This window comes from Bradyrhizobium sp. B025 (assembly GCF_042257955.1).
Lineage (GTDB): Bacteria > Pseudomonadota > Alphaproteobacteria > Rhizobiales > Xanthobacteraceae > Bradyrhizobium > Bradyrhizobium diazoefficiens.
Window position 1 is genome coordinate 2,088,824 of the sequence record NZ_CP170150.1, and the last position, 26,968, is coordinate 2,115,791.

32 protein-coding genes are annotated in these 26,968 nt (G+C 64.2%); 21 read left to right on the top strand and 11 right to left on the bottom strand.

The features are described from left to right. The first annotated feature begins 4 nt into the window (after positions 1-4). From ACE10W_RS09665 to ACE10W_RS09685, 5 genes are all read left to right on the top strand, one after another. On the top strand, positions 5-409 hold the full coding sequence (locus ACE10W_RS09665; protein WP_011085372.1) for a ribulose bisphosphate carboxylase small subunit: 405 nt from the start codon (positions 5-7) through the stop codon (positions 407-409). A 97-nt stretch (positions 410-506) separates the two neighbouring features. Then, positions 507-1,439: a CbbX protein gene (gene cbbX / locus ACE10W_RS09670; RefSeq protein WP_060910898.1), complete on the top strand. Its 933-nt coding sequence runs from the start codon at positions 507-509 to the stop codon at positions 1,437-1,439. Continuing rightward, complete coding sequence (gene rpe / locus ACE10W_RS09675; protein ID WP_304551270.1) at positions 1,436-2,173, top strand: ribulose-phosphate 3-epimerase; 738 nt, start codon at positions 1,436-1,438, stop codon at positions 2,171-2,173. Before cbbX ends, rpe begins: the two co-directional genes overlap by 4 nt. A 256-nt stretch (positions 2,174-2,429) precedes the next feature. Further along, a complete protein-coding gene (locus tag ACE10W_RS09680; protein ID WP_304551271.1) occupies positions 2,430-4,286 on the top strand; it encodes a bifunctional diguanylate cyclase/phosphodiesterase in 1,857 nt (618 codons plus the stop codon). A gap of 382 nt (positions 4,287-4,668) precedes the next feature. Then, positions 4,669-4,881, top strand: a complete 213-nt coding sequence (locus tag ACE10W_RS09685) for a hypothetical protein (RefSeq protein ID WP_028175381.1) — start codon at positions 4,669-4,671, stop codon at positions 4,879-4,881. 20 nt (positions 4,882-4,901) lie between these two features. Here the strand turns inward: ACE10W_RS09685 and ACE10W_RS09690 are convergent, their stop codons facing one another. Beyond that, on the bottom strand, positions 4,902-5,738 hold the full coding sequence (locus ACE10W_RS09690) for a universal stress protein (RefSeq protein WP_028175380.1): 837 nt from the start codon (positions 5,736-5,738) through the stop codon (positions 4,902-4,904). Positions 5,739-5,951: 213 nt separating this feature from the next. Between ACE10W_RS09690 and ACE10W_RS09695 the strand changes: the two genes are divergently transcribed. After that, a complete protein-coding gene (locus tag ACE10W_RS09695) occupies positions 5,952-7,493 on the top strand; it encodes a Do family serine endopeptidase (protein WP_304551272.1) in 1,542 nt (513 codons plus the stop codon). 273 nt (positions 7,494-7,766) lie between these two features. Next, positions 7,767-8,129 carry a hypothetical protein gene (locus tag ACE10W_RS09700; RefSeq protein ID WP_028175378.1) on the top strand — a complete coding sequence of 121 codons (363 nt, stop codon included), beginning with the start codon at positions 7,767-7,769 and terminating at the stop codon, positions 8,127-8,129. A gap of 12 nt (positions 8,130-8,141) precedes the next feature. Here the strand turns inward: ACE10W_RS09700 and ACE10W_RS09705 are convergent, their stop codons facing one another. Both ACE10W_RS09705 and ACE10W_RS09710 read right to left on the bottom strand, forming a co-directional pair. Then, complete coding sequence (locus ACE10W_RS09705; RefSeq protein WP_011085379.1) at positions 8,142-8,417, bottom strand: DUF6496 domain-containing protein; 276 nt, start codon at positions 8,415-8,417, stop codon at positions 8,142-8,144. Positions 8,418-8,508: 91 nt separating this feature from the next. Continuing rightward, positions 8,509-8,703, bottom strand: a complete 195-nt coding sequence (locus ACE10W_RS09710; RefSeq protein WP_028175376.1) for a DUF3072 domain-containing protein — start codon at positions 8,701-8,703, stop codon at positions 8,509-8,511. A gap of 115 nt (positions 8,704-8,818) precedes the next feature. Here ACE10W_RS09710 and ACE10W_RS09715 point away from each other — a divergent pair, with 115 nt between their 5' ends. Further along, a complete protein-coding gene (locus ACE10W_RS09715) occupies positions 8,819-9,040 on the top strand; it encodes a hypothetical protein (RefSeq protein WP_038965906.1) in 222 nt (73 codons plus the stop codon). Positions 9,041-9,058: 18 nt separating this feature from the next. Next, complete coding sequence (locus tag ACE10W_RS09720) at positions 9,059-9,265, top strand: hypothetical protein (RefSeq protein WP_038965905.1); 207 nt, start codon at positions 9,059-9,061, stop codon at positions 9,263-9,265. Between the two features lie 96 nt (positions 9,266-9,361). Here ACE10W_RS09720 and ACE10W_RS09725 read toward each other — a convergent pair whose 3' ends face one another. Together ACE10W_RS09725 and ACE10W_RS09730 are read right to left on the bottom strand one after the other, a co-directional pair. Continuing rightward, positions 9,362-9,598: a hypothetical protein gene (locus ACE10W_RS09725; protein WP_011085382.1), complete on the bottom strand. Its 237-nt coding sequence runs from the start codon at positions 9,596-9,598 to the stop codon at positions 9,362-9,364. A 96-nt stretch (positions 9,599-9,694) separates the two neighbouring features. Then, on the bottom strand, positions 9,695-9,964 hold the full coding sequence (locus tag ACE10W_RS09730) for a hypothetical protein (protein WP_028175372.1): 270 nt from the start codon (positions 9,962-9,964) through the stop codon (positions 9,695-9,697). Between ACE10W_RS09730 and ACE10W_RS09735 the strand changes: the two genes are divergently transcribed. Further along, the gene (locus ACE10W_RS09735) at positions 9,906-10,325 is read left to right on the top strand and encodes a hypothetical protein (protein ID WP_231166658.1); all 420 of its coding nucleotides are present in this window, start codon (positions 9,906-9,908) and stop codon (positions 10,323-10,325) included. The two genes, ACE10W_RS09730 and ACE10W_RS09735, sit on opposite strands and share 59 nt — an antisense overlap. Here ACE10W_RS09735 and ACE10W_RS09740 read toward each other — a convergent pair. From ACE10W_RS09740 to ACE10W_RS09750, 3 genes are all read right to left on the bottom strand, one after another. Then, a complete protein-coding gene (locus ACE10W_RS09740; protein WP_011085384.1) occupies positions 10,322-11,812 on the bottom strand; it encodes an HWE histidine kinase domain-containing protein in 1,491 nt (496 codons plus the stop codon). The two genes, ACE10W_RS09735 and ACE10W_RS09740, sit on opposite strands and share 4 nt — an antisense overlap. A gap of 13 nt (positions 11,813-11,825) precedes the next feature. Continuing rightward, complete coding sequence (locus ACE10W_RS09745; protein WP_304551276.1) at positions 11,826-18,113, bottom strand: HAMP domain-containing protein; 6,288 nt, start codon at positions 18,111-18,113, stop codon at positions 11,826-11,828. Positions 18,114-18,383: 270 nt separating this feature from the next. After that, positions 18,384-18,893, bottom strand: a complete 510-nt coding sequence (locus tag ACE10W_RS09750; protein ID WP_028175369.1) for a DUF4142 domain-containing protein — start codon at positions 18,891-18,893, stop codon at positions 18,384-18,386. Between the two features lie 95 nt (positions 18,894-18,988). Between ACE10W_RS09750 and ACE10W_RS09755 the strand changes: the two genes are divergently transcribed. The 3 genes from ACE10W_RS09755 to ACE10W_RS09765 all read left to right on the top strand — a co-directional run bounded on the left by ACE10W_RS09755 (position 18,989) and on the right by ACE10W_RS09765 (position 19,729). Further along, complete coding sequence (locus ACE10W_RS09755) at positions 18,989-19,183, top strand: hypothetical protein (protein WP_028175368.1); 195 nt, start codon at positions 18,989-18,991, stop codon at positions 19,181-19,183. A 108-nt stretch (positions 19,184-19,291) separates the two neighbouring features. Beyond that, positions 19,292-19,423, top strand: a complete 132-nt coding sequence (locus tag ACE10W_RS09760; RefSeq protein ID WP_257787559.1) for a hypothetical protein — start codon at positions 19,292-19,294, stop codon at positions 19,421-19,423. A gap of 84 nt (positions 19,424-19,507) precedes the next feature. Next, positions 19,508-19,729, top strand: a complete 222-nt coding sequence (locus ACE10W_RS09765; RefSeq protein ID WP_011085387.1) for a hypothetical protein — start codon at positions 19,508-19,510, stop codon at positions 19,727-19,729. Between the two features lie 143 nt (positions 19,730-19,872). Here the strand turns inward: ACE10W_RS09765 and ACE10W_RS09770 are convergent, their stop codons facing one another. Beyond that, positions 19,873-20,133 (bottom strand): hypothetical protein, encoded by a 261-nt coding sequence (locus tag ACE10W_RS09770; protein ID WP_028175367.1) that lies wholly within the window; start codon positions 20,131-20,133, stop codon positions 19,873-19,875. 188 nt (positions 20,134-20,321) lie between these two features. Between ACE10W_RS09770 and ACE10W_RS09775 the strand changes: the two genes are divergently transcribed. Together ACE10W_RS09775 and ACE10W_RS09780 are read left to right on the top strand one after the other, a co-directional pair. Beyond that, positions 20,322-20,480, top strand: a complete 159-nt coding sequence (locus ACE10W_RS09775) for a hypothetical protein (RefSeq protein ID WP_165448144.1) — start codon at positions 20,322-20,324, stop codon at positions 20,478-20,480. Beyond that, positions 20,464-20,655 carry a hypothetical protein gene (locus ACE10W_RS09780; RefSeq protein WP_028175366.1) on the top strand — a complete coding sequence of 64 codons (192 nt, stop codon included), beginning with the start codon at positions 20,464-20,466 and terminating at the stop codon, positions 20,653-20,655. The genes ACE10W_RS09775 and ACE10W_RS09780 overlap by 17 nt, the downstream gene beginning before the upstream one ends. 222 nt (positions 20,656-20,877) lie before the next feature. On the opposite strand, the gene ACE10W_RS09785 is transcribed toward ACE10W_RS09780, so the two are convergent. After that, entirely contained in the window at positions 20,878-21,105 is a 228-nt protein-coding gene (locus ACE10W_RS09785) for a hypothetical protein (protein ID WP_027546226.1), read from the bottom strand. Positions 21,106-21,240: 135 nt separating this feature from the next. Here ACE10W_RS09785 and ACE10W_RS09790 point away from each other — a divergent pair, with 135 nt between their 5' ends. Then, complete coding sequence (locus ACE10W_RS09790; protein ID WP_028175365.1) at positions 21,241-21,615, top strand: PRC-barrel domain-containing protein; 375 nt, start codon at positions 21,241-21,243, stop codon at positions 21,613-21,615. A 22-nt stretch (positions 21,616-21,637) separates the two neighbouring features. Then, a complete protein-coding gene (locus tag ACE10W_RS09795) occupies positions 21,638-21,796 on the top strand; it encodes a hypothetical protein (protein ID WP_165448145.1) in 159 nt (52 codons plus the stop codon). 124 nt (positions 21,797-21,920) lie between these two features. Here ACE10W_RS09795 and ACE10W_RS09800 read toward each other — a convergent pair whose 3' ends face one another. Next, positions 21,921-22,385, bottom strand: a complete 465-nt coding sequence (locus ACE10W_RS09800) for a helix-turn-helix domain-containing protein (protein ID WP_304551278.1) — start codon at positions 22,383-22,385, stop codon at positions 21,921-21,923. Between the two features lie 161 nt (positions 22,386-22,546). On the opposite strand from ACE10W_RS09800, the gene ACE10W_RS09805 reads away from it, so the two are divergent. From ACE10W_RS09805 to ACE10W_RS09820, 4 genes are all read left to right on the top strand, one after another. Continuing rightward, positions 22,547-23,284, top strand: a complete 738-nt coding sequence (locus ACE10W_RS09805; RefSeq protein ID WP_271558166.1) for an SDR family oxidoreductase — start codon at positions 22,547-22,549, stop codon at positions 23,282-23,284. 62 nt (positions 23,285-23,346) lie between these two features. Beyond that, entirely contained in the window at positions 23,347-24,348 is a 1,002-nt protein-coding gene (locus tag ACE10W_RS09810; RefSeq protein WP_304551279.1) for a nitronate monooxygenase family protein, read from the top strand. A gap of 110 nt (positions 24,349-24,458) precedes the next feature. Then, a complete protein-coding gene (locus ACE10W_RS09815; RefSeq protein ID WP_028175362.1) occupies positions 24,459-24,878 on the top strand; it encodes a hypothetical protein in 420 nt (139 codons plus the stop codon). 311 nt (positions 24,879-25,189) lie between these two features. After that, the gene (locus ACE10W_RS09820; RefSeq protein ID WP_304551280.1) at positions 25,190-26,755 is read left to right on the top strand and encodes an alkaline phosphatase; all 1,566 of its coding nucleotides are present in this window, start codon (positions 25,190-25,192) and stop codon (positions 26,753-26,755) included. Positions 26,756-26,968: the final 213 nt, after the last annotated feature.

Sequence of the window (26,968 nt, forward strand, 5' to 3'; positions counted from 1 at the left end):
AGACATGAAACTGACTCAGGGCTGCTTCTCGTTCCTACCCGATCTGACCGACGACCAGATCTATAAGCAGGTGCAGTATTGCCTCGCCAAGGGCTGGGCGGTGAACATCGAGTTCACTGACGATCCGCATCCCCGCAACACCTACTGGGAGATGTGGGGCCTGCCGATGTTCGACCTCCAGGACGCCGCCGGCGTGATGATGGAGCTCGCGGAGTGCCGCAGGGTGTATGGCGACCGCTACATCCGCATCAGCGGCTTCGATTCCAGCCCTGGCTGGGAGTCGGTGCGAATCTCCTTCCTCGTCAACCGGCCGCCGCAGGAAGCCGAATTCGAGCTGGTGCGGCAGGAAGTGGGGGGACGCGCAATCCGCTACACCACCGTGCGAAAGGCGCCCGCACACGTGTCCTAGTCATCCGGTTCCGCGCGGAGCTCTCCCTGCTCCGTATCCTTGGCGGACCACTGCTTCGCCGCCTCCCCGCGGCGAAGCTCTTTTCTTCGAGGTGCCGATGCTTGACGTGCCCCATGCGACGGCCGCCGAAGGCGGCGAGACCAATTTCGATCTCCGCAAGGAAGCCGAAGCGGCCGGGATCACGGATACGCTGCAGCAGCTCGAGCAGGAGCTGGTCGGCCTCCGGCCGGTCAAGAACCGTGTGCGCCAGATCGCTTCGCTTCTGCTGATCGAGCGCATCCGGCAGCGTGCGGGCCTCGCCTCCGCACCGCCGACGCTGCACATGTCGTTCACCGGCAATCCCGGCACCGGCAAGACCACCGTGGCGCTGCGCATGGCGAAGATCCTGCACGGCCTTGGTTTCGTGCGGCGCGGTCAGGTGATCTCGGTGACGCGAGACGACCTCGTCGGCCAGTATATCGGGCACACCGCGCCGAAGACGAAGGAGATCTTGAAGAAGGCGATGGGCGGCGTGCTGTTCATCGACGAGGCCTATTATCTGCACCGGCCGGACAATGAGCGCGACTACGGCCAGGAGGCGATCGAGATCCTGCTTCAGGTGATGGAGAACCAGCGCGAGGATCTCGTCGTGATCCTCGCCGGCTATGGCGAGCGGATGACCAGCTTCTTCGCCTCCAATCCCGGCTTCCGTTCGCGCATCGCCCACCACGTCGAGTTTCCGGACTATGCGGAAGCCGAGCTGCTCGTCATTGCCGAGCTGATGCTGAAGGAGCGCGGCTATCGCTTCTCGGCGGCCGCGCGCGAGGCCTTTGAGAGATACATCGCGCTGCGGCGGACCCAGCCGTTCTTCTCCAACGCCCGCTCGATCCGCAATGCCGTCGATCGCATGCGGTTGCGGCAGGCCGATCGCCTGGTGTCCGATCTCGACCGGGTGCTCGACATTTCCGACCTCGAAACCATCGACCCCGTGGACGTGCTGGCGAGCCGCGTCTTCAGCGGCGGGGCCGACGTGCGGAGTGCAAAGCCATGACCAGCGAGATTCTTATCGCCCCCTCGATCCTGGCTGCAGACTTCGCCCGTCTCGGCGAGGAGATCGCGGCCATCGACGCGGCCGGCGCCGACTGGATCCATTGCGATGTCATGGACGGACATTTCGTCCCGAACATCAGTTTCGGCGCCGACGTCATCAAGGCGATCCGGCCGGTGACGAAGAAGGTCTTCGACGTGCATCTCATGATCGCGCCGGTCGATCCTTATCTCGAGGCGTTCGCGAAGGCCGGGGCCGATGTCATCACCGTTCATGCCGAAGCGGGCCCGCATCTCGACCGCACACTGCAGGCGGTCCGTGCGCTCGGGAAAAAGGCCGGCGTCAGCCTGTGCCCGGCGACATCGGAAAGCGCGATCGAATACGTGCTCGACCGTATCGATCTGGTGTTGGTGATGACGGTCAATCCGGGCTTTGGCGGCCAGTCCTTCCTCGAGTCCCAGCTTGAAAAGATCAAGCGCATTCGAACCATGATCGGCGACCGGCCGATCCGGCTCGAGGTCGATGGCGGCATCACGCGCGACAACGCAGCTGCTGTAGCCGCCGCGGGTGCCGATACGCTCGTAGCGGGTTCCGCGGTGTTCCGCGGCAAGAGCAGCGCCGACTACGCCGGCAACATCGCGGCCATTCGCGTCGCCGCGGAGGCCGGTCGGGTTCCGAAGCTGCAGGATATTTCGGTGCAGCCGATGCGCGCCGGCGAAAGCGCGCGCCTCCGGTAGACTACGGGAGCCGTGCACTCCGGGTGCCGGTTGTGCCAACGCGTGCCACTTTCCTCCGGGGTTCCACGGAACCTGCCGCACAAGGCGATCGGATTCCTTCAGGTCGGGGTAACCACCGCGTCCGAGGCGAAGGTGCGATTAACGCCCGCGCAATGCTAGGTGTCTCAATCTGCGGTTCAGGAACGCGAGAGAGCGCGGGGATGCGGATCGAAGACATTTGCGGGCATGAGGCCCGCACGCGGCGTGGGGCGATGGCATGAGCATGCATCGCTTGTTCGCCGAGCAGCTTCGCTGTGCCACCGGAGTGACCGGCCAGCTCGATGTCGTCAAGCTGGGCGAGCTCGTCAGTGCGGCCTATGAGGCGAACGAACGCGACCGCCACCGGGTCATCGACGCACGTGCGCACACGCACGATGAGGTCGAGCAAGATCTGCTGCGGACCCGGGAGTTCCTCGACACCATCGTCGAAAACATCCCGATTGCCGTGTTTGCGAAATGCGCGAAGGATTCCCGCTACATCCTGCTCAACCGTGCCGGCGAGGACTATTACGGCCTGCCGCGTGAGCAGATGCTGGGGAGGACGCCCGAAGAGATTTTCCCGGCCGACGTCGCCCGCGTCGTCAACGAACAGGACCGCCGGGTCGTGGACACCGGCGAGCCGATGTTCCTGGAGGGGCATCTGCTCGAAGTTGGTGTCAACGGTCACGATCGCGTCGTCAATTCACGCAAGCTGCTGATCAGGGATGGGAACGGTACGCCTCAATACGTGGTCGGTGTGATCGAGGACGTCACCGAGCAGCTCGCGAGCCAGGCACGCATCAGTCATCTTGCCCATCATGATGCCTTGACCGACCTGCCGAACCGCAGCGCCTTCAACGCGGAGCTGGACGAACGGCTCGAGCTGGCGCAGGAGGCGTTGACCAGTTTTGCGGTGCTCAGCCTCGATCTCGATCGCTTCAAGGAGGTCAACGACGTGTTCGGCCATCCCGTCGGCGACATGCTGATGCGGGCGGCGGCGGATCGCCTTGCCGCGGAAGCCGACGGCGCTTTCGTCGCCCGCATCGGCGGCGACGAGTTCATGATCCTGATGCCGGACAACGCCCGCCGCGAGGATATGCTGACGCTCGCCGAGCGCCTGGTCGAGGTCATAGGCAAGGAGCTCGAGATCGACGACTATCTCTCCCAGGTCGGCGTCAGCGTCGGCATCGCCGTTTATCCCGATGACGGCGTGGATGCCGCGACGCTGCTCGCCAACGCCGATTCCGCGCTCTATCGCGCCAAGCGCGAGGGCAGGGCCAGGGTCCGCTTCTTCGAATCCGAGACGGACCAGGAACTGCGCGATCGCAGGCTGTTGCAGCACGATCTGCGTCAGGCGCTGGAGCAGAACCAGTTCCTCGTCCACTTCCAGCCGCAGGCGCGGATGGATGGCGAGGTCATCGGCTTCGAGGCGCTGCTGCGCTGGAATCACCCGACGCGGGGCTTCGTGCCGCCGGACCGGTTCATTCCGCTCGCCGAGGAGAACGGGCTGATCGTCCAGATCGGCGAATGGGTTCTGCGCGAGGCTTGCCACGAGGCGGCATCCTGGCCGCGGCCGCTGCAGGTCGCGGTCAATTTGTCACCGGTCCAGGTCCAGGCCGGCGACCTCGAGCGCTCGATCCACCAGATCCTGCTGGAGACGGGGCTTGCGCCGACGCGGCTCGAGGTCGAGATCACCGAGGGCGTGCTGATCGGCGATTTTACCCGCGCGCTCAACCTGCTGCGGTGGTTGAAGGCTCTCGGCATCCGCATTGCGATGGACGATTTCGGCACCGGCTACTCCTCGCTGTCCTATCTCCAGTCGTTTCCGTTCGACAAGATCAAGATCGATCGCAGCTTCATCTCCAACCTCGAGGCGACGCCGCAATCGGCCGAGATCGTCCGCGCGGTCCTGAGCCTCGCGCACGCGCTGAATATTCCGGTCATCGCTGAAGGGGTGGAGACGGAGGCGCAGCGCGCCTTCCTGACGCGCGAGGCCTGCGAGGAGATGCAGGGCTATCTCGTCGGCCGTCCCGACCTGATCGAACGCTATCTCGACCTGGTCGGCGTGACCGTGGAACGCCGCCTCTACGCCTAGCCATCGCCGCCAGAAACGAAATGAGCCGCCGGTTCCATGCCCGCGCGGCTCCAAAGTCGCAGGCTGCGTTGATAGCGTAGCCTTGGTGTACCGCCGTTACCTTGTTTGCGGCCATACGCAAAAATTTATACGCGCGATAGGGACGTCCGGCTGTGCTTTGCCTCACACATGCCGTAACTTTGTGGCTGGGTCGGCATTGAGCCGTGCCAAGAACAATCGCCAAACAATTGTAAAGTTTGCGCCAAAGCAAAGCGGCCGCGTTGCAGCACAGGTTAACATTCCCGAGACCGACCGGCATTGCGCAGAAAATGTTTCGCACAAGTGCAATGCCCCTGACGCAAACCGGAGAAATAAGCCGGGTGTGACCGAGAGGGAGATTCTCATGGAGAACGTACGTCGCTACCGGGCGCTTGCGTCCCTCTGTCGCCAGCAGGCGGCCTATCGGCCGCTCCAGAACTGGGAACTCCTCGGCCAGGCCGAACATTTCGAATACCTCGCCGAGCTCGCGCTGAAGGCGCATTTCGATGCGTGCAATGTGCAACGCGACGAGGACGCCACCGCAACCGCTGGATGGGAGACCCCCGCTGCGGCTTGAGAGCGTCGGGCCGGCTTCGGTCAGTGCGACATCAGCGTCGGCACCGTCATGGCTTCCAGCATGGCGCGGGTGACGCCGCCGAGAACGCGCTCCTGCAATCGCGAATGGCCGTAGCCGCCCATCACCAGGAGATCGAGGCTCTCGTCGGCCGCCAGCGACAGGATGGTCGGCTGAATCTCGGAGCGGGTCGCTGACAGGCCGACCGTGCGGGTCGAGAGCCCGCGCCGGCCGAGATGTCTTGCCAGATTGCCTGCCGACACTTCGCCGGGCACCGTGTCGGCTTCGTTGATCGTGATGATCACGATCTCTTCGGCGCGGGCCAGGAACGGTGCGGCGTCGCGCATCGCGCGGGCGGCGAGCCGGCTGCCGTCCCAGCAGATGCCGATCCGGTTCGCCTTGAAGGCGCCACGGAAGGTGTAAGGCAGGAACAGCACGGGGCCGCCCGCGTGGAACAGAATCTCGCGCGGCAGGTCGTTGTCGAACGAGCCTTGCTCCGGATTCGGCTGAAGTACGATGCTGAGATCGTGCAGTCGCGCCATCTCGCCGAGCGAGCCGGCCGCGTCCGCCGGAATCGCGCCGATCGGGCGGCACGTGTAGGAAATGCCGGCGTTCGCCGCTTCGCTTCCGAACACCGCGAGCGCGGCCTCGGCCCGCTCAACTGCCCGCTCGCGTTCCAGTTCGAACACGGCCGCCACGGCGGCCCCGCCCTCCATGACATAAGCCGCGCTGGTTGCGACATAGCCGACCGCGACCGCGTCGAGATGGGCGTTGAAATGCGCCGCGAGCGAGATCGAGCCGTCGATCACGGGACGCATCGGGCGCTCGGTCGGGACGTGGACGAGAATATCTTTGTACATGGCGCGCCTCCGATGGACATCATTCGGTGGCCGCAGTCTTTCACCGCGCGAAGGGGCGGCGTTGAGCTGCATCAAATGTGCGGCCCCGATTTTTGGCCCGGCCGCTGACCGCACCACCTTTGCCAAGATTTAATCGCGCGGACGGGACGCCGTAAGGTCGCGGCGGCCATGTTGCGTGCAAGGCGACACCTGACCCAACATGGACATTTCGACATGAATGACCGCGTCAATTCCGACATCACCACGTCCCGCAGGATCTTGAAGCCGCGCCGGCTCGCGCTGCTCGGCACCGTGGCCGCGCTTGGCGTGGCTGTGCTGGCGGCATCTCCCGGCTCTTCGCCGCTCGGCGTGACCTCCTTCATCGCGCCGGCCCAGGCCGCGGAAAGCGCTGCGACTCCGCCGGGCTTCGGCGACCTCGTCGCCAGGGTCAAACCTGCCGTCATCTCGGTGCGGGTCAGGATCGACCAGGACAACGACAAGAGCGCGATGCTGCAACAGAACCGGATGGATTCCGACGAGGACGCGCCGTTCGACCAGTTCTCGCGGCAGTTCGGCTTCCGCCTTCCGGGTGGCATGAACGGCATGCCGCGCCAGCGTCACCAGATGGTCACGGGCGAAGGCTCCGGCTTCTTCATCTCAGCCGACGGCTATGCCGTGACCAACAACCACGTCGTCGACCACGCCGAGTCCGTGCAGGTCACCATGGACGACGGGACGAGCTACACCGCGAAGGTGGTCGGCACCGATCCGAAGACCGATCTCGCGCTGATCAAGGTCGATGGCAAGAAGGACTTTCCCTTCGTCAAGTTCTCCGACCAGAAGCCGCGGATCGGCGACTGGGTGGTCGCGGTCGGCAATCCCTTCGGCCTCGGCGGCACCGTGACCGCCGGCATCGTCTCGGCGAGCGGCCGCGACATCGGCAACGGCCCCTATGACGACTTCATCCAGATCGACGCGCCCATCAACAAGGGCAATTCCGGCGGCCCGGCCTTCGACATGAGCGGCAACGTGATCGGCGTGAACACTGCGATCTTCTCGCCGTCGGGCGGTTCGGTCGGCATCGGCTTCGACATTCCGGCCACAACCGCAAAGCTCGTCGTCGCGCAATTGAAGGACAAGGGTGCGGTCACCCGCGGCTGGCTCGGCGTGCAGGTGCAGCCGGTGACATCAGAGATCGCCGACAGCCTCGGCCTGAAGGAGGCGCGCGGCGCGATCGTCGACAATCCGCAGGACAATAGCCCGGCGGCAAAGGCCGGCATCGAGGCGGGCGACGTCATCACCGCCGTCAACGGCACCGCGATCAAGGACTCCCGCGATCTCGCCCGCACCGTCGCCACGCTGGCGCCGGGCACGTCCGTGAAGCTCGACGTCTTCCACAAGGGCGCGAGCAAGACGGTGACCCTCGCGCTCGGCGAGCTGCCGAACGAGCGGCAGGCTCAAGGCAAGGCCGACGAGGGCAAGGCGCAGCCGGGCAACGGCACGCCGCGCCTCGGGCTCAGCCTGGCGCCGGCCGGCGACGTGCAGGGCGCCGGCCAGAAGGGCGTCGTCGTCACCGAGGTCGATCCGCAAGGGCCAGCGGCGCAGCGCGGCATCCAGACCGGCGACGTCATCCTCAATGTCGGCGGCAAGCCCGTCGCCAATGTCGGCGACGTCCGCGCCGAGCTGGCGCAGGCGAAATCGTCCGGCAAGAACAGCGTGCTGTTGCAGGTCAGAAGCGCGGACGCGACCCGGTTCGTCGCGGTGCCGCTCGCGTAAGTCGAGCTCCACCAGCGCAAATCCAAAAGGGCGGCCTTCGGGCCGCCTTTTCTCGTTTGCATCCGGGATACCAACAGCCCGCCGATAACATTCTCGTTAACGGCAGCATTGGTGACGGGTTCGTCCGAAAAAGCCGCGTTCGCTCGTCAGAGTTCGAAATCGCGTGTCGCCTTGGCGGCAATGAAGACGCCAAGGCGAGCTGCTAGAGTGGAACTTCGGACGTCCGGCCGTTTTGTGGAACCGGCCGGCGGTTCGTATTTGATCGGTGCCGACATGGATCGATTGAAGCTCTCGCTGAGATGTGCGCTGCTCGTGGCGCCGCTCGTACTGTCGGCTGGAAGCGCCCTGGGGCGTGATGACGGCCGCTACGCCGATTCGCCGCTCAAGCCCTGGTTCGACAGTCTGCGCAGCCATCTCGGCCCGTGCTGCTCGGATGCCGACGGATTTGCCGTCTCCGATCCCGATTGGGAATCGCATGACGGGCACTATCGCGTCCGCCTCGATGGGCAGTGGGTCGATGTGCCCGATGAAGCCGTCATCACCGAGCCGAACCGCGCCGGTCGCACCATGGTGTGGCCGGTGAAGACCGCGTTTGGCATCTCGATCCGCTGCTTCATGCCGGGCAGCATGATCTAGCGCCGATTGCCACTACCGCTTGGCGGATTTGCGCTTGGACTTTTTCTTGGCTGCTCTCTTGGCCGTCTTCTTCTTGGCAGTTTTCTTCGAGGCCTTTTTCGGGACCTTCTTGCCTTTCTTGCGCGCCTTCGACAGGCCGATTGCGATCGCCTGCTTGCGGCTCTTCACGCGTCCGCCGCGACCACCGCGGCCGCTCTTGGCCGTGCCCTTCTTGTAGCGCCGCATTTCGCTTTCGACATCGCTCCCGGCGCTGCGCGAGTAACGGCGCTTCTTTGCCTTGCGTGCCATTCAGATTCTCCCTTGGCCGGGAGAAAACCATTCGACACAGGCATGGTTCCGAAGGCGCGCCCGCAACGTCCGGATGCGCGACGCAGCCTGGCTAGAAGGAATTCGCCAGTTCGATCTCCGCCTCGAGCACCTGGATGCGGCGCGCAGCTTCAGTGAAGGACAGACCCCGATCATATTGCGTGGGCTGATAGGCCTCCTCGCTGAGCCGCTTCAACCTCAGGCCTTGTGCCCGCGTCATCTGCTCCGCGAGGAAAACCCTGGCGTCGTATTTACCTTGAACCTGCATCTGGCCTCTCCGTTCTGAAATCGTGACTTGACTATATGTTCTTATTTTGTTCTAACAAGCCATGGACAACAGAATTAATGAAATTCGACGTAAGATCAGTGCCTTGAGGCTGGAAATGGCCGATGTCGAGGCGTCCGTGCGCGAGCTCGTCGACCGCGATCGCGACTGCACAGAAAAGGCCCTGGCGCAGATGGATCTGCGCCGGAAAATCAATCTGCTGATCGGCGAATGGAAGGCGGCTGGCGGTGGTGATGTCCTGCCGGATGTTCGCGATCGTGTACGTCTTCGTTCCCTCAAGAAAGCCGCTGATCCCGCGCGCGCAATCGTGCGTCGCTGAGACATTTGGGAGCGTGCCGTGGAGGAAGACCCGGACACGTACCGGATCTTGAGACTGCGCGCCGAGATCCTGGAGCTGGGGTCCGCGATCCGGCAATTGCAGCGTGAGGGTCTCGACGACGCTGCGGCCCAGCTTCTGATCGCGCGCAAGCGGGCGCGGCTCGACCATCTCGTGAAGACAAACTCCGCAGGCGGCCCGAACATCGCCGACATCCGGCGCAGCTAAAGGCGTGCGCCGACGATGTGGCGTGAGAAGGATTGTATCGAACAGCAAAGCAAGAAGGCCCCGCGATCACGGGGCCTTCGATGAACGGCGGCGAGTCTACTTGGTGTTGCCAGTACCCTTGTTCGTCATGGTGCCGCCCTGATCGGAGCCGGGACCGGAGCCGCCCTGACCGGAAGGATCGGCGCCCTTGGATTTCGTGTTGGCGCCCGTCGTCTGCGAGGACGACGTCGAGGACTCATGTTTCGCCTTGTGCGACTTCGCCTGTGCGGCGAACGGGGCGGCGGCGAGGCCGGTTGCCAACATCACGGCGAGGGCGAGCTTGGTCGTCTTCATGCGCAGGAACTCCCTGAGTTAAAATGACGCAGGCAGCCAACTGCCATTCGCCGCAGGAGTTCCCGGCAAAGCAGCCTCGCGGGTTTCACGCGCGCTTCAAAATTCCTTGTCCTCGGCGATGATGAACACGATGCCCGTGAGCATCGCGCCGATCGCGAACGTCGTCACCAGCGTGACGACGAAAACGGCCGCGGCTGAATCTCCGCCATGGTTCAGCAAATTTGCCACCGCCGGGTTGGACAGAATGAGCACGAGACCGAAGGCGAGGCCGATCGCCGCGCCCATCATCGCGTGCGTCAAGAGCGTGATGATGCCGGAAGGAGAGATCAGCCTTGGCGACTTTTTCGGCGACTTTTTCGCGCCCATGGAACCGCCCTCGATCTTGCATGCAACGCAGCCGGCGATTGCGGGTTCCATCGGCATGAACGATTTGTCACGTCGGGCTTCATCCGACGTTCATGCCCACCTTGCGACCATGGAGCCCGTCAACACGGGAACATTCGATATGGGTAAGGTTGTCTTTCTCTATCGCTCGCTGGCCTATCGAAACGCGGCCGCCGACATGCTGCGCAAGGCGCGCAAGCTGCCGCGCGGTGCTGAGCGAAGCGCGGCCCGCCGCTATGCGATGGCGTTACGCGATCTCGCGCAAACGGAAGCTTGGCTCGAAGGGCGCATCGCCCATGAACCTCGGCCGGTGCGGCGCATGAAGGTCGCCGCGTCGGGTTAACCCGACGCGCGCTGGAGCGCGAGGGAGGTGGTGCCCTCGAACTTGCCGTGCGCGGCGCCGGTTGGGGTCTTCCGGGTCAACGGCACTTCCAGGCGGCACAACAGGCCCTCGGCGCGCCAATCGAATTGCGCCTTTCCGCCGAGCTGGGACTCGACGCTCGCAAGCAGGCTCCGCGTGCCGAAGCCGCGAGATTTCGGCGTCCTCACCAGCGGACCGCCGGATTCCTCCCAGATCAGTGTGAGGTGATCCTCCTCGACCTGCCAGCCGATCATGAGCCGGCCCGACCGCGTCGAGAGCGCGCCATACTTGGCCGAGTTGGTGAAAAGCTCGTGCAGCGCGAGCGCCAGCGTCTGGGCGGTTGCCGGCAGCAACTGAACCTCGGGCCCCGCCAGCTTGATCTGGCCACCGAGCGAGTAGGGCGCGAGCTCCTCGTCGATCAGCTTCGAGAGTTCGGCGCCCTGCCAGCTCGACAGCGACAGGATCGTATGCACGCGCGCCAGCGCGTTGATGCGTCCCTCGACGGCGTTGACGTAGGCCTTGACCTCGTCGGCACGGGTGAGACGCACGATCGATTGCGCCAGCGCCAGCGCATTCTTGGCGCGATGATCGACTTCCCGCGCCAGCAGATTCTGCCGCTCCTCGGCCCGCTTGCGCTCGGTGATGTCCACGGTGACACCGCTCACGCGCACCACGCGGCCGCTATTGTCGGCGGTGGCGGCAGCCGTGCCGACACACCAGCGCACATCGCCGTCGGGCCGCACAATGCGGAATTCCGTCTCATAGGCGCGTGTGCCCTTGCTGAATTCGGCGATCGCCTTGCGCAATTGGTCGACGTCATCGGGATGCAACAGTGCCTGAACGTTGGCCGGATTGACCTCGAAGCTCTCCGGGCTCACGCCAAAGATGCGATACTGCCCCTCGTCCCACATCCAGTCGCCGCTGACCCAGTCCCAGTCCCATGATCCCATCTTGCCGGCGGCGATCGCCATGCTGCGACGCTCTTCGCTCTCGCGCAGCTTCGCCGTGGAGTTCTCCAATTCCGCGGTGCGTGCACGGACACGGTCTTCGAGATCGTGGTTCAGCCGTTCGAGCTCGCGGGTCTTCCGGTACAGCTCGGCAAACACCTTGACTTTGGCGCGCAGCACCTCCGGCACGACCGGCACCGGAACATAGTCGACCGCACCCATCTCATAGCCGCGCAACCGGTCGATGTCGCTCACCTGAATGGCCGAGATGAAGATCATCGCCGTCTTCTGGAAGCGCGGATGCTCCCGGATCATCGCCGCGAGCTCGAAGCCGTCGAGCTCGGGCATGCAGACGTCGACCAGGATCACCGCGATCTCGGTCTTGAGCAGAACCTCCAGCGCTTCGCGGCCGGACGAGGCGATCACGAGGTTCTCGCCGAGTTCCTTCAAGATCACCTCATAGGCGAGCAGCTTGGCCGGCTGGTCGTCGACGAGGAGGATGTTGACCTTTTCGTGGTCCATTCGCGCATCCAGCTCAGCGGTGCAGCCACATGCGGATCGCAAGCAGCAATTGATCGGTGTTGACGGGCTTGGCGAGGTAGTCGGACGCGCCGGCCTCCAGGCATTTCTCGCGGTCGCCCTTCATCGCCTTGGCGGTCAGCGCGATGATCGGCAGGCGCAAGAAGGCCGGGTTCTCGCGGATCACGCCGATGGTCTGATATCCATCCATCTGAGGCATCATGATGTCCATCAGGACGATGGCGATTTCCGGGTTGGACTCGACCAGCGTCACCGCCTCGCGGCCGGTGGTCGCCGTCAGCACCTTCATGCCGCGCCGTTCCAGCACGCTCGACAACGCGAAGATGTTGCGGGCGTCGTCGTCGACGAGCAGCGCGGTCTTGCCGATCAGGTCCTCGTCGGAACTGTTCAGCTTCTCCAGCATGCGCTGCTTCTCGACCGGCAGTTCCGTGATCACGCGATGCAGGAACAACGCGGTCTCGTCGAGCAGGCGCTCCGGCGATTCCACGCCCTTGACCACGATGCTGCGCGCCATGGTGTGGAGCTCGGCATCTTCCTCCGCCGAGAGCTCGCGGCCGGTGAACACCACGACCGGAATGTTCGAAAGTGCTTCGTCGTGACGGATCTGGTCCAGCACCTCGAAGCCGCTCATGTCCGGCAATCTCAAGTCCAGCACCACGCAATCGCAGGGCGCCTCGCGCAGCGTCGAGAGTGCGCCTGCGCCGGTGTCGGTCGTCACGATCTCGATGTCGTCGTGATGCAGGAGCTCGCGGATCGAGAGCCGTTCGGCTTCGTTGTCCTCGACGATCAAGAGCCGCTTGCGTCGCGGCCGCGCATATTCCTTGATCTGCGTCAGCGCGGCCGAAACCCCTTCGGTCGTCGTCGGCTTGTTGACGAAGGAGAAGGCGCCGCGCGCCAGCGCATGCTGGCGGTCCTCGTCGAGCGTGATGATCTGCACGGGGATGTGGCGCGTCAGCGGATTGTGCTTGAGCTGGCTCAGCACGGTCCAGCCGAGCATGTCCGGCAGGAACACGTCGAGCGAGACCGCTCTCGGCTGGTATTGCTTGGCAAGTTCCAGCGCCTCGGCACCGCGGGCCGCAACCAGCACCTTGAAGCCCTTGTCGCGTGCGAGATCGACCAGCACGCGTGCGTAATGCGGGTCATCCTCGACGATCAGGAGGATGCTGTCGCCGGGTTCGAGGTTGAGGCGGTCGTCGGGAAGCTGCTCGATGACGCGCTGCTCGGGCGCCGTCGGTTGCAGCGCCGGCGGCTGGCTGTATTGCTGTGGCGTGGCGCGCGGCGCAAGTGTCGGGCCGGAATATTTCAACGGCAGATAAAGGGTGAAGGACGAGCCCTTGCCCGGTGCGCTGCGCAGATGGATTTCGCCGCCGAGCAGGCTGGCGAGCTCGCGGCTGATGGCGAGGCCAAGCCCGGTGCCGCCGTATTTGCGGCTGGTGCCGGCGTCGGCCTGCTGGAAGGCCTCGAAGATCAGCTTCTGCTTCTCCAGGGGAATGCCGATGCCGGTATCCGACACCTCGAACGCGATCACGGCCGGCGCGGAGTTCAGCACCGGGTGATCCGTGCCCCACCCGCCGAGCGCACCGCCGACCTTCAGGCGCACTTCGCCTTCGGCGGTGAACTTGAAGGCGTTGGAAAGCAGGTTCTTCAGGACCTGTTGTAGGCGCTTGGAGTCGGTGACGATGCTGCGCGCGAGGTTCGGGTCGACGTCGATTTTGAATGACAGGTTGCGGTTTTCCGCCTCGTGCCGGAACGGCCGCCCGACGGTTTCGAGCAGGTTCGCGGTCAGGATTTCCTCGGCGTCCACCGTCACCGTGCCGGACTCGATCTTGGAGAGATCGAGAATGTCGCTGATGAGGTTGAGCAGGTCGGTGCCGGCGCCGTGGATGGTGCGGGCGAATTCGACCTGCTTGGCCGAGAGGTTGCCGTCCGGGTTGTCGGTGAGCTGCTGTCCGAGGATCAGGATCGAGTTCAGCGGCGTGCGCAGCTCGTGGCTCATATTGGCGAGGAATTCGGACTTGTACTTCGAGGTCAGCGCGAGCTCGGTCGCCTTCTCCTCGAGCGCGCGGCGGGCCTGCTCGATCTCCTGGTTCTTGCGCTCGACCTCGACGTTGCGCTCGGCGAGCTGCTGCGCCTTCTGCTCGAGCTGGTCGTTGGTCTGCTGCAATTCGCGCTGCTGGGTCTGAAGCTCGCCGGCCAGCTGCTGCGACTGCTTGAGCAGGCCTTCGGTCTGCATCGTCGCCTCGATCGAGTTGAGCACGATGCCGATGGAGTCGGTGAGCTGCTCCAGGAAGGTCATCTGCGAGGTCGTGAACGAGGTCAGTGAGGCGAGCTCGATCACGGCCTTGACCTGGCCCTCGAACAGCACCGGCAGCACCACGAGGTTCTTCGGGGCGACGCGGAACAGCGCCGAGTTGATCGGCACCACGTCGGAGGGAATATCCGCGACCACGCGCGGCCGCCTGTCGAGCGCGCATTGGCCGATCAGGCCGTCGCCGAACGGCAGTACGCGCTGGTAGGGGTAGATGCCGTCGCCGGCGTAGGAGGCGAGCAGCAGGAGCCGTGGATTCTCCTCGTTCTCGACCTGGTAGATCACGCCGGTATGCGCGTTCACCAGCGGCGACAGTTCGGTCAGCAGCAGCCGGCCGACGGTGGCGAGGTCGCGCTGGCCCTGAAGCATGTTGGTGAATTTCGCGAGGTTGGTCTTCAGCCAGTCCTGCTCGGTGTTCACGTCCGTCGTGAGACGGAGGTTCGTGATCATCGTGTTGATGTTGTCTTTCAATTCCGCGACTTCGCCGCGGGCGTCGACCTGGATCGACCGCGTCAGGTCGCCCTTGGTCACGGCGGTCGCCACTTCCGCGATTGCGCGCACCTGCGAGGTGAGGTTGGCCGCCAGGAGGTTGACGTTGCCGGTGAGGTCCTTCCAGGTGCCGGCCGCACCGGGCACGTTGGCCTGGCCGCCGAGGCGGCCCTCGACGCCGACCTCGCGCGCCACCGACGTCACCTGATCGGCGAAGGTCGCGAGCGTCTCGGTCATGTTGTTGATGGTGTCGGCGAGCGCCGCCACCTCGCCCCGCGATTTCATCGTCAGGTTCTGCTTGAGGTCGCCGTTGGCGACCGCGGTCACCACCTTGACGATGCCGCGCACCTGCTCGGTCAGGTTCGCGGCCATCAGATTGACGGTGTCGGTGAGGTCCTTCCAGGTGCCGGCAACGCCGGGCACCGCGGCCTGACCGCCGAGCTTGCCTTCGGTGCCGACCTCGCGCGCGACGCGGGTGACTTCACCGGCGAAGGCGTTGAGCTGGTCCACCATGGTGTTGATGGTGTTCTTCAGCTCGAGGATTTCCCCCTTCACGTCGACGGTGATCTTGCGCGACAGGTCGCCGCGGGCCACGGCCGTGGTCACTTCGGCGATGTTGCGGACCTGCGTGGTGAGGTTCGCAGCCAGGAGGTTGACGTTGTCGGTGAGGTCCTTCCAGGTGCCGCCGACGCCGGGCACGACGGCCTGACCGCCGAGCCGGCCCTCGGTGCCGACCTCGCGCGCCACGCGCGTCACTTCGGCGGCGAAGGAGCGGAGCTGCTCGACCATGGTGTTCAGGGTGTCCTTGAGCAGCAGGATCTCGCCGCGCACGTCCACCGTGATCTTCTTCGACAGGTCGCCGCCGGCGATCGCGGTCGCGACCTCGGCGATGTTGCGGACCTGGGCCGTCAGGTTCGAGGCCATGAAGTTGACGTTGTCGGTGAGGTCCTTCCAGGTGCCGGCGACGCCGGGCACCTCGGCCTGGCCGCCGAGCTTGCCTTCGGTGCCGACCTCGCGCGCGACGCGCGTCACTTCGCCCGCAAAGCCGTTGAGCTGGTCCACCATGGTGTTGATGGTGTTCTTCAGCTCGAGGATTTCGCCGCGCACGTCCACGGTGATCTTGCGCGAAAGGTCGCCGCGCGCCACGGCGGTGGTTACCTCGGCGATGTTGCGGACCTGGGCGGTGAGGTTGCCCGCCATCGAGTTCACGCTGTCGGTGAGATCCTTCCAGGTGCCGGCGACGCCGGGCACGTTGGCCTGGCCGCCGAGCCGGCCCTCGGTGCCGACCTCGCGCGCCACGCGCGTCACCTCGCCCGCGAAGCGGTTGAGCTGGTCGACCATCGTATTCAGCGTGTCCTTGAGCTGAAGGATCTCGCCGCGCACGTCCACCGTGATCTTGCGCGAGAGGTCGCCGCCGGCGATCGCGGTTGCGACCTCGGCGATGTTGCGGACCTGCGCGGTGAGGTTACCGGCCATCGAGTTGACGCTGTCGGTGAGGTCCTTCCAGGTGCCGGCGACGCCGGGCACCTCGGCTTGGCCGCCGAGCTTGCCTTCGGTGCCGACCTCGCGCGCGACGCGCGTCACTTCGCCGGCGAAGGCGTTGAGCTGGTCGACCATTGTGTTGAGCGTTTCCTTCAGCTGAAGGATTTCGCCCGACACGTTCACGGTGATCTTCTTCGACAGGTCGCCCTTGGCCACGGCGGTGGCGACTTCGGCGATGTTGCGGACCTGCCCCGTCAGGTTCGAGGCCATCGAGTTGACGCTGTCCGTCAAATCTTTCCAGGTGCCGGCGACGCCGCGCACCTGGGCCTGGCCGCCGAGCTTGCCTTCGGTGCCGACCTCGCGGGCGACGCGCGTGACTTCGCCGGCGAAGGCGTTGAGCTGGTCCACCATGGTGTTGATGGTGTCTTTCAGCTCGAGGATCTCGCCGCGCACGTCCACGGTGATCTTCTTCGACAGGTCGCCTCCGGCGACCGCCGTCGTCACCTCGGCGATGTTGCGGACCTGTGCGGTCAGGTTCGACGCCATCGAGTTGACGCTTTCCGTGAGGTCCTTCCAGGTGCCGGCGACGCCGAGCACGTTGGCCTGACCGCCGAGCCGGCCCTCGGTACCGACCTCGCGGGCGACGCGCGTGACTTCGCCGGCGAAGGCGTTGAGCTGGTCGACCATTGTGTTGAGCGTTTCCTTCAGCTGAAGGATCTCGCCGGACACGTTCACGGTGATCTTCTTGGAGAGGTCGCCGCCGGCGATGGCGGTGGCGACGTCGGCGATGTTGCGGACCTGCGCGGTCAGGTTCGACGCCATGAAATTGACGTTGTCGGTGAGGTCCTTCCAGGTGCCGGCCACACCGGGCACCTGGGCCTGGCCGCCGAGTTTGCCTTCCGTGCCGACCTCGCGTGCGACGCGCGTCACTTCGGAGGCGAAGGAGTTGAGCTGGTCCACCATGGTGTTGATGGTGTCCTTCAGCTCCAGGATTTCGCCGCGCACGTCCACCGTGATCTTGCGGGACAAGTCGCCGCGCGCCACGGCGGTGGTGACGTTGGCGATGTTGCGGACCTGAGCCGTGAGGTTGCCGCACATCGCGTTCACGGAGTCGGTGAGATCCTTCCAGGTGCCGGCGACGCCGGGCACGATTGCCTGGCCGCCGAGCTTGCCGTCGGTGCCGACCTCGCGCGCCACGCGCGTCACTTCGGAGGCGAAGGAGCGGAGCTGGTCCACCATCGTGTTGATGGCTTCCTTGAGCTGAAGGATCTCGCCGCGGACGTCGACGGTGATCTTCTTGGACAAGTCGCCGTTGGCGACCGCGATCGTCACCTCGGCGATGTTGCGAACCTGGTTGGTCAGGTTGTTCGCCATCGAGTTGACGCTCTCGGTCAGATCCTTCCAGACGCCGGTCACCTCGGGCACCTGGGCCTGGCCGCCGAGCTTGCCTTCGGTGCCGACCTCGCGCGCCACGCGCGTCACCTCGGAGGTGAACACGCCGAGCTGCTTGATCATGGTGTTCACGATGTTCGCCGACTGCAGGAATTCACCGCGGAGCGGACGGCCGTCGACGTCGAGCTTGACGGTCTCGAGCAGGTCGCCTTGCGCCACCGCCGCGACCGCGCGGGTCACCTCGCGCGTCGGCCACAACAAATCGTCGATCAGCGTGTTGACGGAGCCTTCCATGTCGGCCCAGGAGCCGGAGGCGAGGCCGAACTTCACACGCTGCCGGGTCTTGCCCTCGCGTCCCACCACCTGGCCGACCAGCTCGAGCTGCTGCGCCATGCGCTGGTTGGCGGCGATGATTTCATTAAAAGTGTCGGCGATCTTGCCGTCGATGCCGAGATAGTCGCCGCTCATACGCACGGAGAAATCGCCGCTACGCATGGCCTGTAAGGCGAGGAGCAATTCCGGTCGGGAATCGGGCTCCGACGTACCGTTGATTTTTGGCTTTGGGACGCGACGACCGGAGCGTGATGCAGATCCGGGATCGAGGTCGCTCATACTGATTCCCCCGCAAGCGTCGGCCGAATCTTAGGCGTGACGCAATTAGTCAAACTAGAGCGTCAGCCTAATTCGAAATCAAGCGCCAAGGTTGCGGCGCGAGGAAATGGAACCTGCTTTGCTCAGCCCGACCACAGCAACGAAGAAAAAGCCGATTGGTTCCAAACGGTTCCAAAAGAATTTTGGGCCGGTTCGCCGCCTCTGCTGGCACTTGCCTGCCAATCGGCGGGGCGGGCACCACGGGCGGCGGCGGACGAAGGACGAAAGGGGCTATTTGTCTGCCATCGTCCGCTCAGCATCCTTCATCTGCGAACGCAGCACCGGCAGCTGGCCGTGGGCAAAGGCGGCTAGTGCGGCGTTGTCGGGAGCTTTGAGATAGTGCTCGAGCAGGCCAATGGTGGATTCATATTCAGGGATCTGCGCGGCATAGAAGGTTCGGACGTAGGCCGGTCCGTCCGAATTGTCGGGCTCGGCGAGGCTTGTGCTCGCCGTTGTCTTGCCGACGCGCGGCTCAGCGCCGATCGCCTCTTGTATGTCCTTCAACGCTTTGTCGCGTTTCGCCGCTTCCTCGGCGCGCAGGGCGGCGAGGTTCTTCATCTCCGCGTTGCCCTTCAGGTCGGTGCTTTCCAGCAGGCCCTGCTGGAAGCGGCTGAACGCGTAGAGGCCGTTGATGACATCGGTCGCCGTCGGCACGCGTTCGCCCGGCCTTCGCTCGCCGGTGCTATCGGCAAGCGCTGCGGTGCTGATGAACATCAGGATGATCGCGACAAGAACTCGCATCGATATCAATGACCGATGGCGTGCAAGGTTCCCTGAACGTTACGATCCGGTAAGGGCGGTTGCGACGCGACAGTTCCGTCCCCACGTCATGATTCATGAAACAGTCTGACATTTACAGGGACAACGCCGACAACTGCTTGCAACTCGCCGAGCGGGCGGAAGGGCAACCTGCCTATAAGCGCTATTTGCGCATGGCAGACGCCTGGACCGCGCTCGCGACAGAACAGGACTGGCTTGATGGCGAAATTCCGCCCGTAACGACCCGTGCCTCCCAAAAGCAGGATGCATAGGCGCTCTCGTTTGGGTGTGACGCCGCGCACGGAATGCAAGTGACCAATCCAGGATCATTCGGGAACAGTCAATCGCGTTGATTTTCGATTCCAGAAGGAGATTTTGCAATGGCTCCACGTCTTGCTCTTCTTTCACTCATTCTCGCTTTTGGCGTCTCGGTGGCGTTCGCGACGGTGACGACGGTGCGGCAGGTGCATCTGGAGAACGCATCGGCTGCGGTGCATGCGGCGCATAGCTAGCGCCGCGGCCTCTCGCCTGAACCGGAACATTCGACGCGCCGGTGCGTAAGCGCTTCGGGACATCTGGAGAAGCGAGAGGACATCATGGCGCATTCCGACCACGGTATCGTCAGGGATCAGCGCGCGGAGGATCAACCGCGCGACAAGCAGCGTGCGCAGACCGCGCACAAGACGGGCTCGCACAAGACGGGATCGAAGGGCTCGCCGTCGCGCGAGGCGACGCGCGATCCCAAGCTCAACGACAACAACAAGACGCCGGGATCCGGCGTGATGCCGGACGATTCCGGCGACGCCCCGACAGGCTAGTTCTCGCAAGGAACGAATCCCTGCGCGAAGAGTCGACGGATTGCTTCCGGTTGTCATGCCCCCGGTGCGCCGGAAGCAATCTCCAAGGACGGCCCTGGCACCCCACTGTGCCGGGGTCGTTCTGTCTTGCGAGGCCGATCGAATCAATCCTCGGCGTCGTTCTCGGATTTTCCTGGGGCGTGTCCGTCTGGCCCCCGGCCAAATACACCAAACTCGCTTGATTTGACGCCCGTTGACGGGTCGATGCTCGTCTCGATGCCCGCGGCTGCGAGTCCGAATTTGAGCAGTTCGCGTACCGCTGCGGCACGCGTTGGCATGCGGTGCTTGAACCGGAAATCATCCACTGCGGCCAGCTCTTCCGGGGAAAGCATGACTTGGAGCCGCTCGGCGCGAAGGTCGTTCATGGTCAATCACGCAAATTGAGCAAGAGCAAATTGAGCAAGATGAGTAATTTGCTAAACCGGCCAACTTGCCGCGAGTTCCACAGGAGTCCAAAAAAGCGCCAGTTGAGCAATATAGTCTAAATAAATCAATAGGTTAGTTGAAACGATTCGCGCGGAGGCGCATTCTCATAGGGAAAGGGAGATGCGTCATGACGGACGAGGTCAGGTTACCCCGCAAGCTTTCTGAGGAACGCGAAGCACAAAGGCCGGTGCGTCCAAGCCATCAGAAGGTCATTGAGCAAGTCGAGCGCTGGGCCAACAGCCCGGGCCTGCAACCCCCGAGGACGGACGATGCGAAGACGGTCTGAGCCCCACACATTCGCGCAACGTCTCGACGCGCACAGGCAACGGCTCGAGCATGAGCTTGCGAGCTTGCCGGTCGGCGTTCAGCGCGATTCCGTTGCCGCGCGCATCGAGCAGCTTCAGACCGCGGCCGAGATGTTTGAATTCCTGATGCCGCGGGAAGCTCTGGTGCCTCGCTGACCGCGGCCGGCATCAGGACGTTGAGCGTCGGGAAGCGATGTGAAGCTTTCGCCTCAGCCACCAGATCGACACGGAGACCGCGGCCCAGGTTGCGACGGCAGCGACGAATGCGCCGATGGTGCCCACCCAGCAATGAAGCGCAGGACCTGTTCGGTCATTGCCGTGCCCGCATCCTGCGCTTGTGGATCGGTTTCGCCAGCGTCCATTGCCGCAGCAGCCCGGCTAGTCGGCCGGATTGCGGCCGGTACGCGGATTGATGGGGTCGGTCGGCTTGCGCCGCAATCGCTCCGGCAGGAACGGTTCTTCCGGCGAGGCCGACGGCGCTGACCGTACGTCGGCATGGTGCTGCGCACGCTCATGCGGTGTCTGGGTGGAGTTGATGTGCCGCTTCACGTCGAGCCCATCGACGGGATCGTTGACGCCGTGCTGGATGTCGCGAAAGTCGCTCATGGTTCATTTCCTTTAAAGACTCAGAGAACCGCTCGTTTCCGGCGATGTTCCTGATGAGTCGCCGAACCGAACCCAATTTGGAACGATCACAATCGGAACCGGTTGGTCCACGCACTGGCTGAGTGGAGAAATGAGATGTTGAATCAACGCGAACTGGACCGCAGCGAAATGGGCCGGTTGATCGGCAGCGACAGGGTCGAGGGAACGTCGGTCTATGGCGCGGATCGCAACAAGATTGGTTCAATCGAGCGGGTGATGATCGACAAGATCAGCGGCAAGGTGTCCTACGCGGTGCTCGGCTTCGGTGGATTTTTGGGCGTCGGCAATGACCACTATCCCTTGCCGTGGCAGTCCCTGAAGTACGACACCGATCTCGGTGGCTACGTGACCGGGATTACAGCCAAGGAGCTGCAAGGCGCGCCGAAATATGGTGATCAAAGCGATTGGAACTGGGGTGACGATGCTGCGGTGCGCGGCATCAACTCCTACTATGGCGTTCCCTTCGCGTAGGCCCCGCACCAGAGGAGATCCGATGAGCAAGGAAAAGCCCACCGACGATCCCCGTCATCAGAACGATTGGGGATCGCACGCCCAGACGGACAAGCCCTGGAAGGGAAATCCGGAGAAGGAGCAGCGATCGGGCGAGGCGAAGCCCGATCTGGAAAAATGGCAAACCACCAAGACGCACTGACCCAGGTGCGCCGAGGCTGAAAGTATCACGAATGAAGAGCGCGGCATCGGCACCGCGCTTTCGCCCGCGATCGTCAACCGTGCCGATGATCTCACGGCGGCAGTGCTGCGCGCGCCAGCGCCGCTCAACCCACCGTTTCCCTCCGCCCGGGCCCCGCATGCACATGCACCTGCTTCGCATGCAGCACCTTGCCGCATTCCGAGCACACCATCACCGGGTCGAACAGCTTGCCGCAAGTCTTGTGCTCATGCAGCATCGGGCGACCGCGCTCGTCGCCCATGTGGGTGTCGCCCCAATGCACCATCGCCATGATGATCGGGTAGAGGTCGAGGCCCTTCTGCGTCAGGATGTATTCGTAGCGCTTGGGCGCCTCGGAATAGGGGACGCGGCGCAGGATGCCGAAACGGACCAGCTTCTTCAGCCGCTCCGACAGAAGATGCCGTGTGATCTGGAGCGAGGACTGGAATCCCTCGAACCGTCGCACGCGCAAAAAGCATTCGCGCAGGATCAGAAGCGTCCAGCGGTCGCCGACCACGGCGACGGTGCGGGAGAGCGAGCAGGACTCTTCGTCCAGCGTGTCCCACTTCATGATACGGTCTCCGACGCAGGCGTAGTAAGTCAGAAAAAGGAACTGACTTGAATGATCAGTGCAATTTGCACATGAGACTAGCATTCTGCCTCGCAATTTGACAGTTCTATTTTAGAACTATAGCCTTTGCTCCAAACATATCCGCACCGGAGGAGGCGACCTTGTCCAAGCGAAACGCGACAGCTGCCGTGATCGGGGCCGGCGATTTCATCGGCTCCGAAATCGCGAAGAAATTCGCCGCCGAAGGTTTTTCGATCTTCGCCGGCCGCCGCAACGGCGACAAGCTCGCGCCGCTGGTGAAGGACATCGAGGACGCCGGTGGCGAAATCCACGCGCGCTCGCTCGATGCGCGCAAGGAGGAAGAGGTCATCTCCTTCCTCGATGACGCCGACAAGCACGCGCCGCTGGAAGTTTGCATCTTCAACGTCGGCGCCAACGTCAATTTCCCGATACTCGACACCACCGAGCGCGTGTTCCGTAAAGTCTGGGAGATGGCCTGCTATTCCGGCTTCCTGGCAGGCCGGGAAGCTGCGCGGCTGATGCTTCCGCGCGGCGGCGGCAAAATCTTCTTCACTGGCGCAACGGCCTCCTTGCGTGGCGGCAGCGGCTTTGCCGCGTTCGCCAGCGCAAAGTTTGGTCTGCGTGCGGTGGCGCAGGCGATGGCGCGCGAGCTTGGGCCGAAGAACATCCACGTCGCCCATCTCATCATCGATTCCGGTGTTGACACCGAGTGGGTGCGGCAGCGCCGGCTCGAAGCGCTCGGCCCGAACGCGCTCGACAATCCCGACCTGCTGATGCCGCCGTCGGCCGTGGCCGATTCCTATTGGCAGCTCTACCAGCAGCCGAAGAGCGCTTGGACATTCGAGATGGAGATCCGGCCCTTCGGAGAGAAATGGTGACCGCGGCACGAGACTGCGGCTAGACTGATCCCAAGAAAACCGAAATCCGGGAGGAAGCCTACGTGAAGACCGCGATCACCGAACTGTTCGGCATCGAGCACCCCATCATCCAGGGCGGCATGCATTTCGTCGGCTTTGCCGAGCTGGCTGCCGCCGTCTCGAATGCCGGCGGGCTCGGCATCATCACCGGCCTCACGCAGAAGACACCGGAGCTGCTGGCGAAAGAGATCGCGCGCTGCCGCGACATGACCGACAAGCCGTTCGGCGTGAACCTCACGTTTCTGCCGGCCTTCTCGGCACCGCCTTATCCGGAATACATCGCGGCCATTGTCGAAGGCGGCGTCAAGGCGGTGGAGACTGCGGGTCGCAGCCCGGAACAGTATATGCCGGCACTTAAGGCGGCCGGCATCAAGGTGATCCATAAATGCACGTCAGTTCGCCATTCCCTGAAGGCCGAGCGCATCGGCTGCGACGCCGTCAGCGTCGACGGCTTTGAGTGCGGCGGCCATCCCGGCGAGGACGACATTCCGAACATGATCCTGCTGCCGCGCGCGGCAGAGGAATTGAAGATCCCGTTCGTGGCCTCCGGCGGCATGGCTGACGGGCGCAGCCTCGTCGCGGCGCTGTCGCTGGGCGCGGCCGGCATGAACATGGGCACGCGCTTCATCGCGACCAAGGAAGCGCCGGCGCATCAGAACGTGAAGAACGCGCTGGTCGCCGCCACCGAGCTCGACACCCGTCTGATCATGCGGAGCTTGCGCAACACCGAACGCGTCCTGAAGAACGCCAATGTCGATCGTCTGCTCGAGATCGAGCGCGAGAAGGGCGACAAGCTCACCATCGACGACATCCACGACCAGGTCGCGGGCGTCTATCCCAGGATCATGCTGGACGGGCAGATGGATGCGGGCGCCTGGAGCTGCGGCATGGTCGCAGGCCTCATCCACGACATCCCCTCCTGCAAGGAACTCGTCGATCGCATCATGAGTGAGGCGGAAACCATCATCCGCGGCCGCCTGATGGGGTTCCTGGACGGGACGGGTGCGACACGAAAGGTCGCCTGAACACCGCCGAACTTCTTAACCACGGTGGGACTTGACCGCTGGAATTGCGCGCGAGGCTTCCTAAATAGGGGTAAATTACCCCTTTAATAAATCAATTTCAGGAGGCGTCCGTGGTCCTGAAGAGCGCTCATTTTGCTGTTGCCGTTGCCCTCGTGCTCGCATGGGGCGGCGCATCGCGCGCTGATGACTACAAGCCCGATGAATATTTCGGTCTCGATCTGTCCAAGGCGGTGTTGTCGCCGAAGCGGCTCGGGCCGGAGACGCGGTTCGCACCGGTCGCGTTAGAGGCCCGCGGCGGCAACGAGGCGCAAGCCCGTGCCGAGCCGGTTGACGTGCCGAAGAAGGTCGCGGCCGAACGCGTGCACGTGGCCGAACCGAAGGCCGCGCACGTCAAGGCCGCGCAGCCGCGTGGTGCGGCCCGGACCAAACTCGCGCATCGCCACGGCAATCCGTTGGATGCGCAGGCGAGAGATACCCGTATCCAGACCTGGCCGTGCCGCTCCGGCGGCATCTGCAACTGGCAGCGCTAGCCGCGGACACGCCTTCTTCACCTCGCCCCGCTTGCGGGGAGAGGTCGGATTGCGAAGCAATCCGGGTGAGGGGGTACAGGTCCATCGATGATCTCACCTGTGGAGAGAGGCCCCTCACCCCAACCCTCTCAGGGCGAGCAAAGCTCGTCCCGACCCCGTAAGAACGGGGCGAGGGAGCGCACCGCGCTCGGGGCTGCATCTCACACGTCATCCCCGCGTCGCAAAACCGTAGGCGCGGAGTCAAGAAACCGTAAGGGTAGGAGTCAAGGAGCGCAGGCACCTTCCGTCGCGATTCGACGAAGGTCTCCTGAATGGCAACGCTCCGCGCCCCGCGCGCATGGACCCGGCGGCAATTCCTGGTCCGCTCCACCTCCGGCCTCGCCTTGGCCGCGCTCGCAAAGCCATCCATCAGCCGTGCCGCCGACCGACCGCAGATCGCCGGCGGCATCCAGTCCGGCGACGTCTCGGACGGCTCCGCCGTGATCTGGGCGCGCGCCGATCGGGCCGCGCGCATGCAGGTGGAATGCTCGACCGTCGAGAGTTTCAAGACCATTGTTGCCGCGGCCTCCGGCGACGCGCGGCCGGACGCCGACTTCACCTCGAAGCTGCTGCTGAGCGATCTGCCGCCAGGGCAGGACATCTTCTATCGCGTCCGCTTCGATGACATCGCGACCGGCATCGCCGGCGAAAGCCGCGTCGGCCATTTCCGCACTGCGCCGGCCGCAGGGCAATCGATCTCGTTCCTGTGGTCCGGCGACACCGCGGGGCAGGGCTGGGGGATCGACCTCTCGCGCGGCGGCTATCGCAGCTATCGCACCATGCTCGACAACCGCCCTGACTTCTTCATTCACTCCGGTGACCATATCTACGCCGACTGCACGATTCCATCCGAACAGAAGCTGCCGAGCGGCGAGACCTGGCGCAACATCGTCACGGAGGAAAAATCGGAGGTCGCGCACACGCTGGCGCAGTTTCGCGGCAACTACAAATACAACCATCTCGACGAGCATTTTCGCGATTTCCACGCGAATGTGCCGATGTTTGCGCAGTGGGACGATCACGAGGTCACCAACGACTGGTCACCGTCCGGCAGCTATGACGAGGCCGGTTATGAGGACGACGGCACGCCGCGCCTGGTCGCGCGCGCCCGCCGCGCCTTCTTCGACTTCATGCCGATCCGCGACATCGGCGCACGGCAGGGGCGGGTCTATCGCAAGATCGCTTACGGTCCGCTGCTCGACGTCTTCATGATCGACATGCGCAGTTTTCGGGGTGACACCTGGAACAAGGGCAGCGATCATCGCGGCTGGATCCTCGGCGCCGAGCAGTTGGCCTGGCTGAAGCGGGAGCTGGCCGCCTCGCGCGCGACCTGGAAGGTGATCGCCGCCGACCTGCCGATCGGCCTGATCAGTCTCGATGCGGTCGCGCTCGGCAATGGGCCGCCTGATAGACGCGAGCACGAGATCGCCGATCTGCTCGGCTCCATCAGGCGCGCCGGCGTGCGCAACGTCGTCTGGCTCACCGCCGACATGCACTACACCGCCGCGCACTACTACGATCCCAACAGGGCGCAATTCCAGGACTTCGAACCGTTCTGGGAGTTCGTCTCCGGCCCGCTGCATGCCGGCACCTGGGGCCCGGGCGAGCTCGACGACACTTTTGGTCCGGTCGCGATGTACCAGAACGGATGCAGCGAAGCGCAGGGCGAGAACCTCGCGCCCTGCTTCGGATTGCAGTTCTTCGGCCGCGTCGACATCGATGGCGCGAGCGGCGTGATGACCGTGACGCTGAAGGACGTCGACAACCGCGACCTCTGGTCGGTCGACATCGTGCCGCAGTCGCAGGCGCGCCCGACCGTGGTCGCGCAGCATTCGTGAGGCCGGTTCGTCATGCCCGGGCAGGAGCGCGAAGCGCGTCTTCGCGCTAGATGTTCCGGGCATCCACGTTCTGCGTGCCAAGGGGCAAGTCGTGGATGGCTGGGTCAAGCCCGGTCACGACGTTGGGGAGGCACTCAGTGCGCCGACGCTAACCCGATCTTGATTGGCCGCTCCGCGTCTCCCGCGCTACACTGACCGCTCCCGCCACCTCGT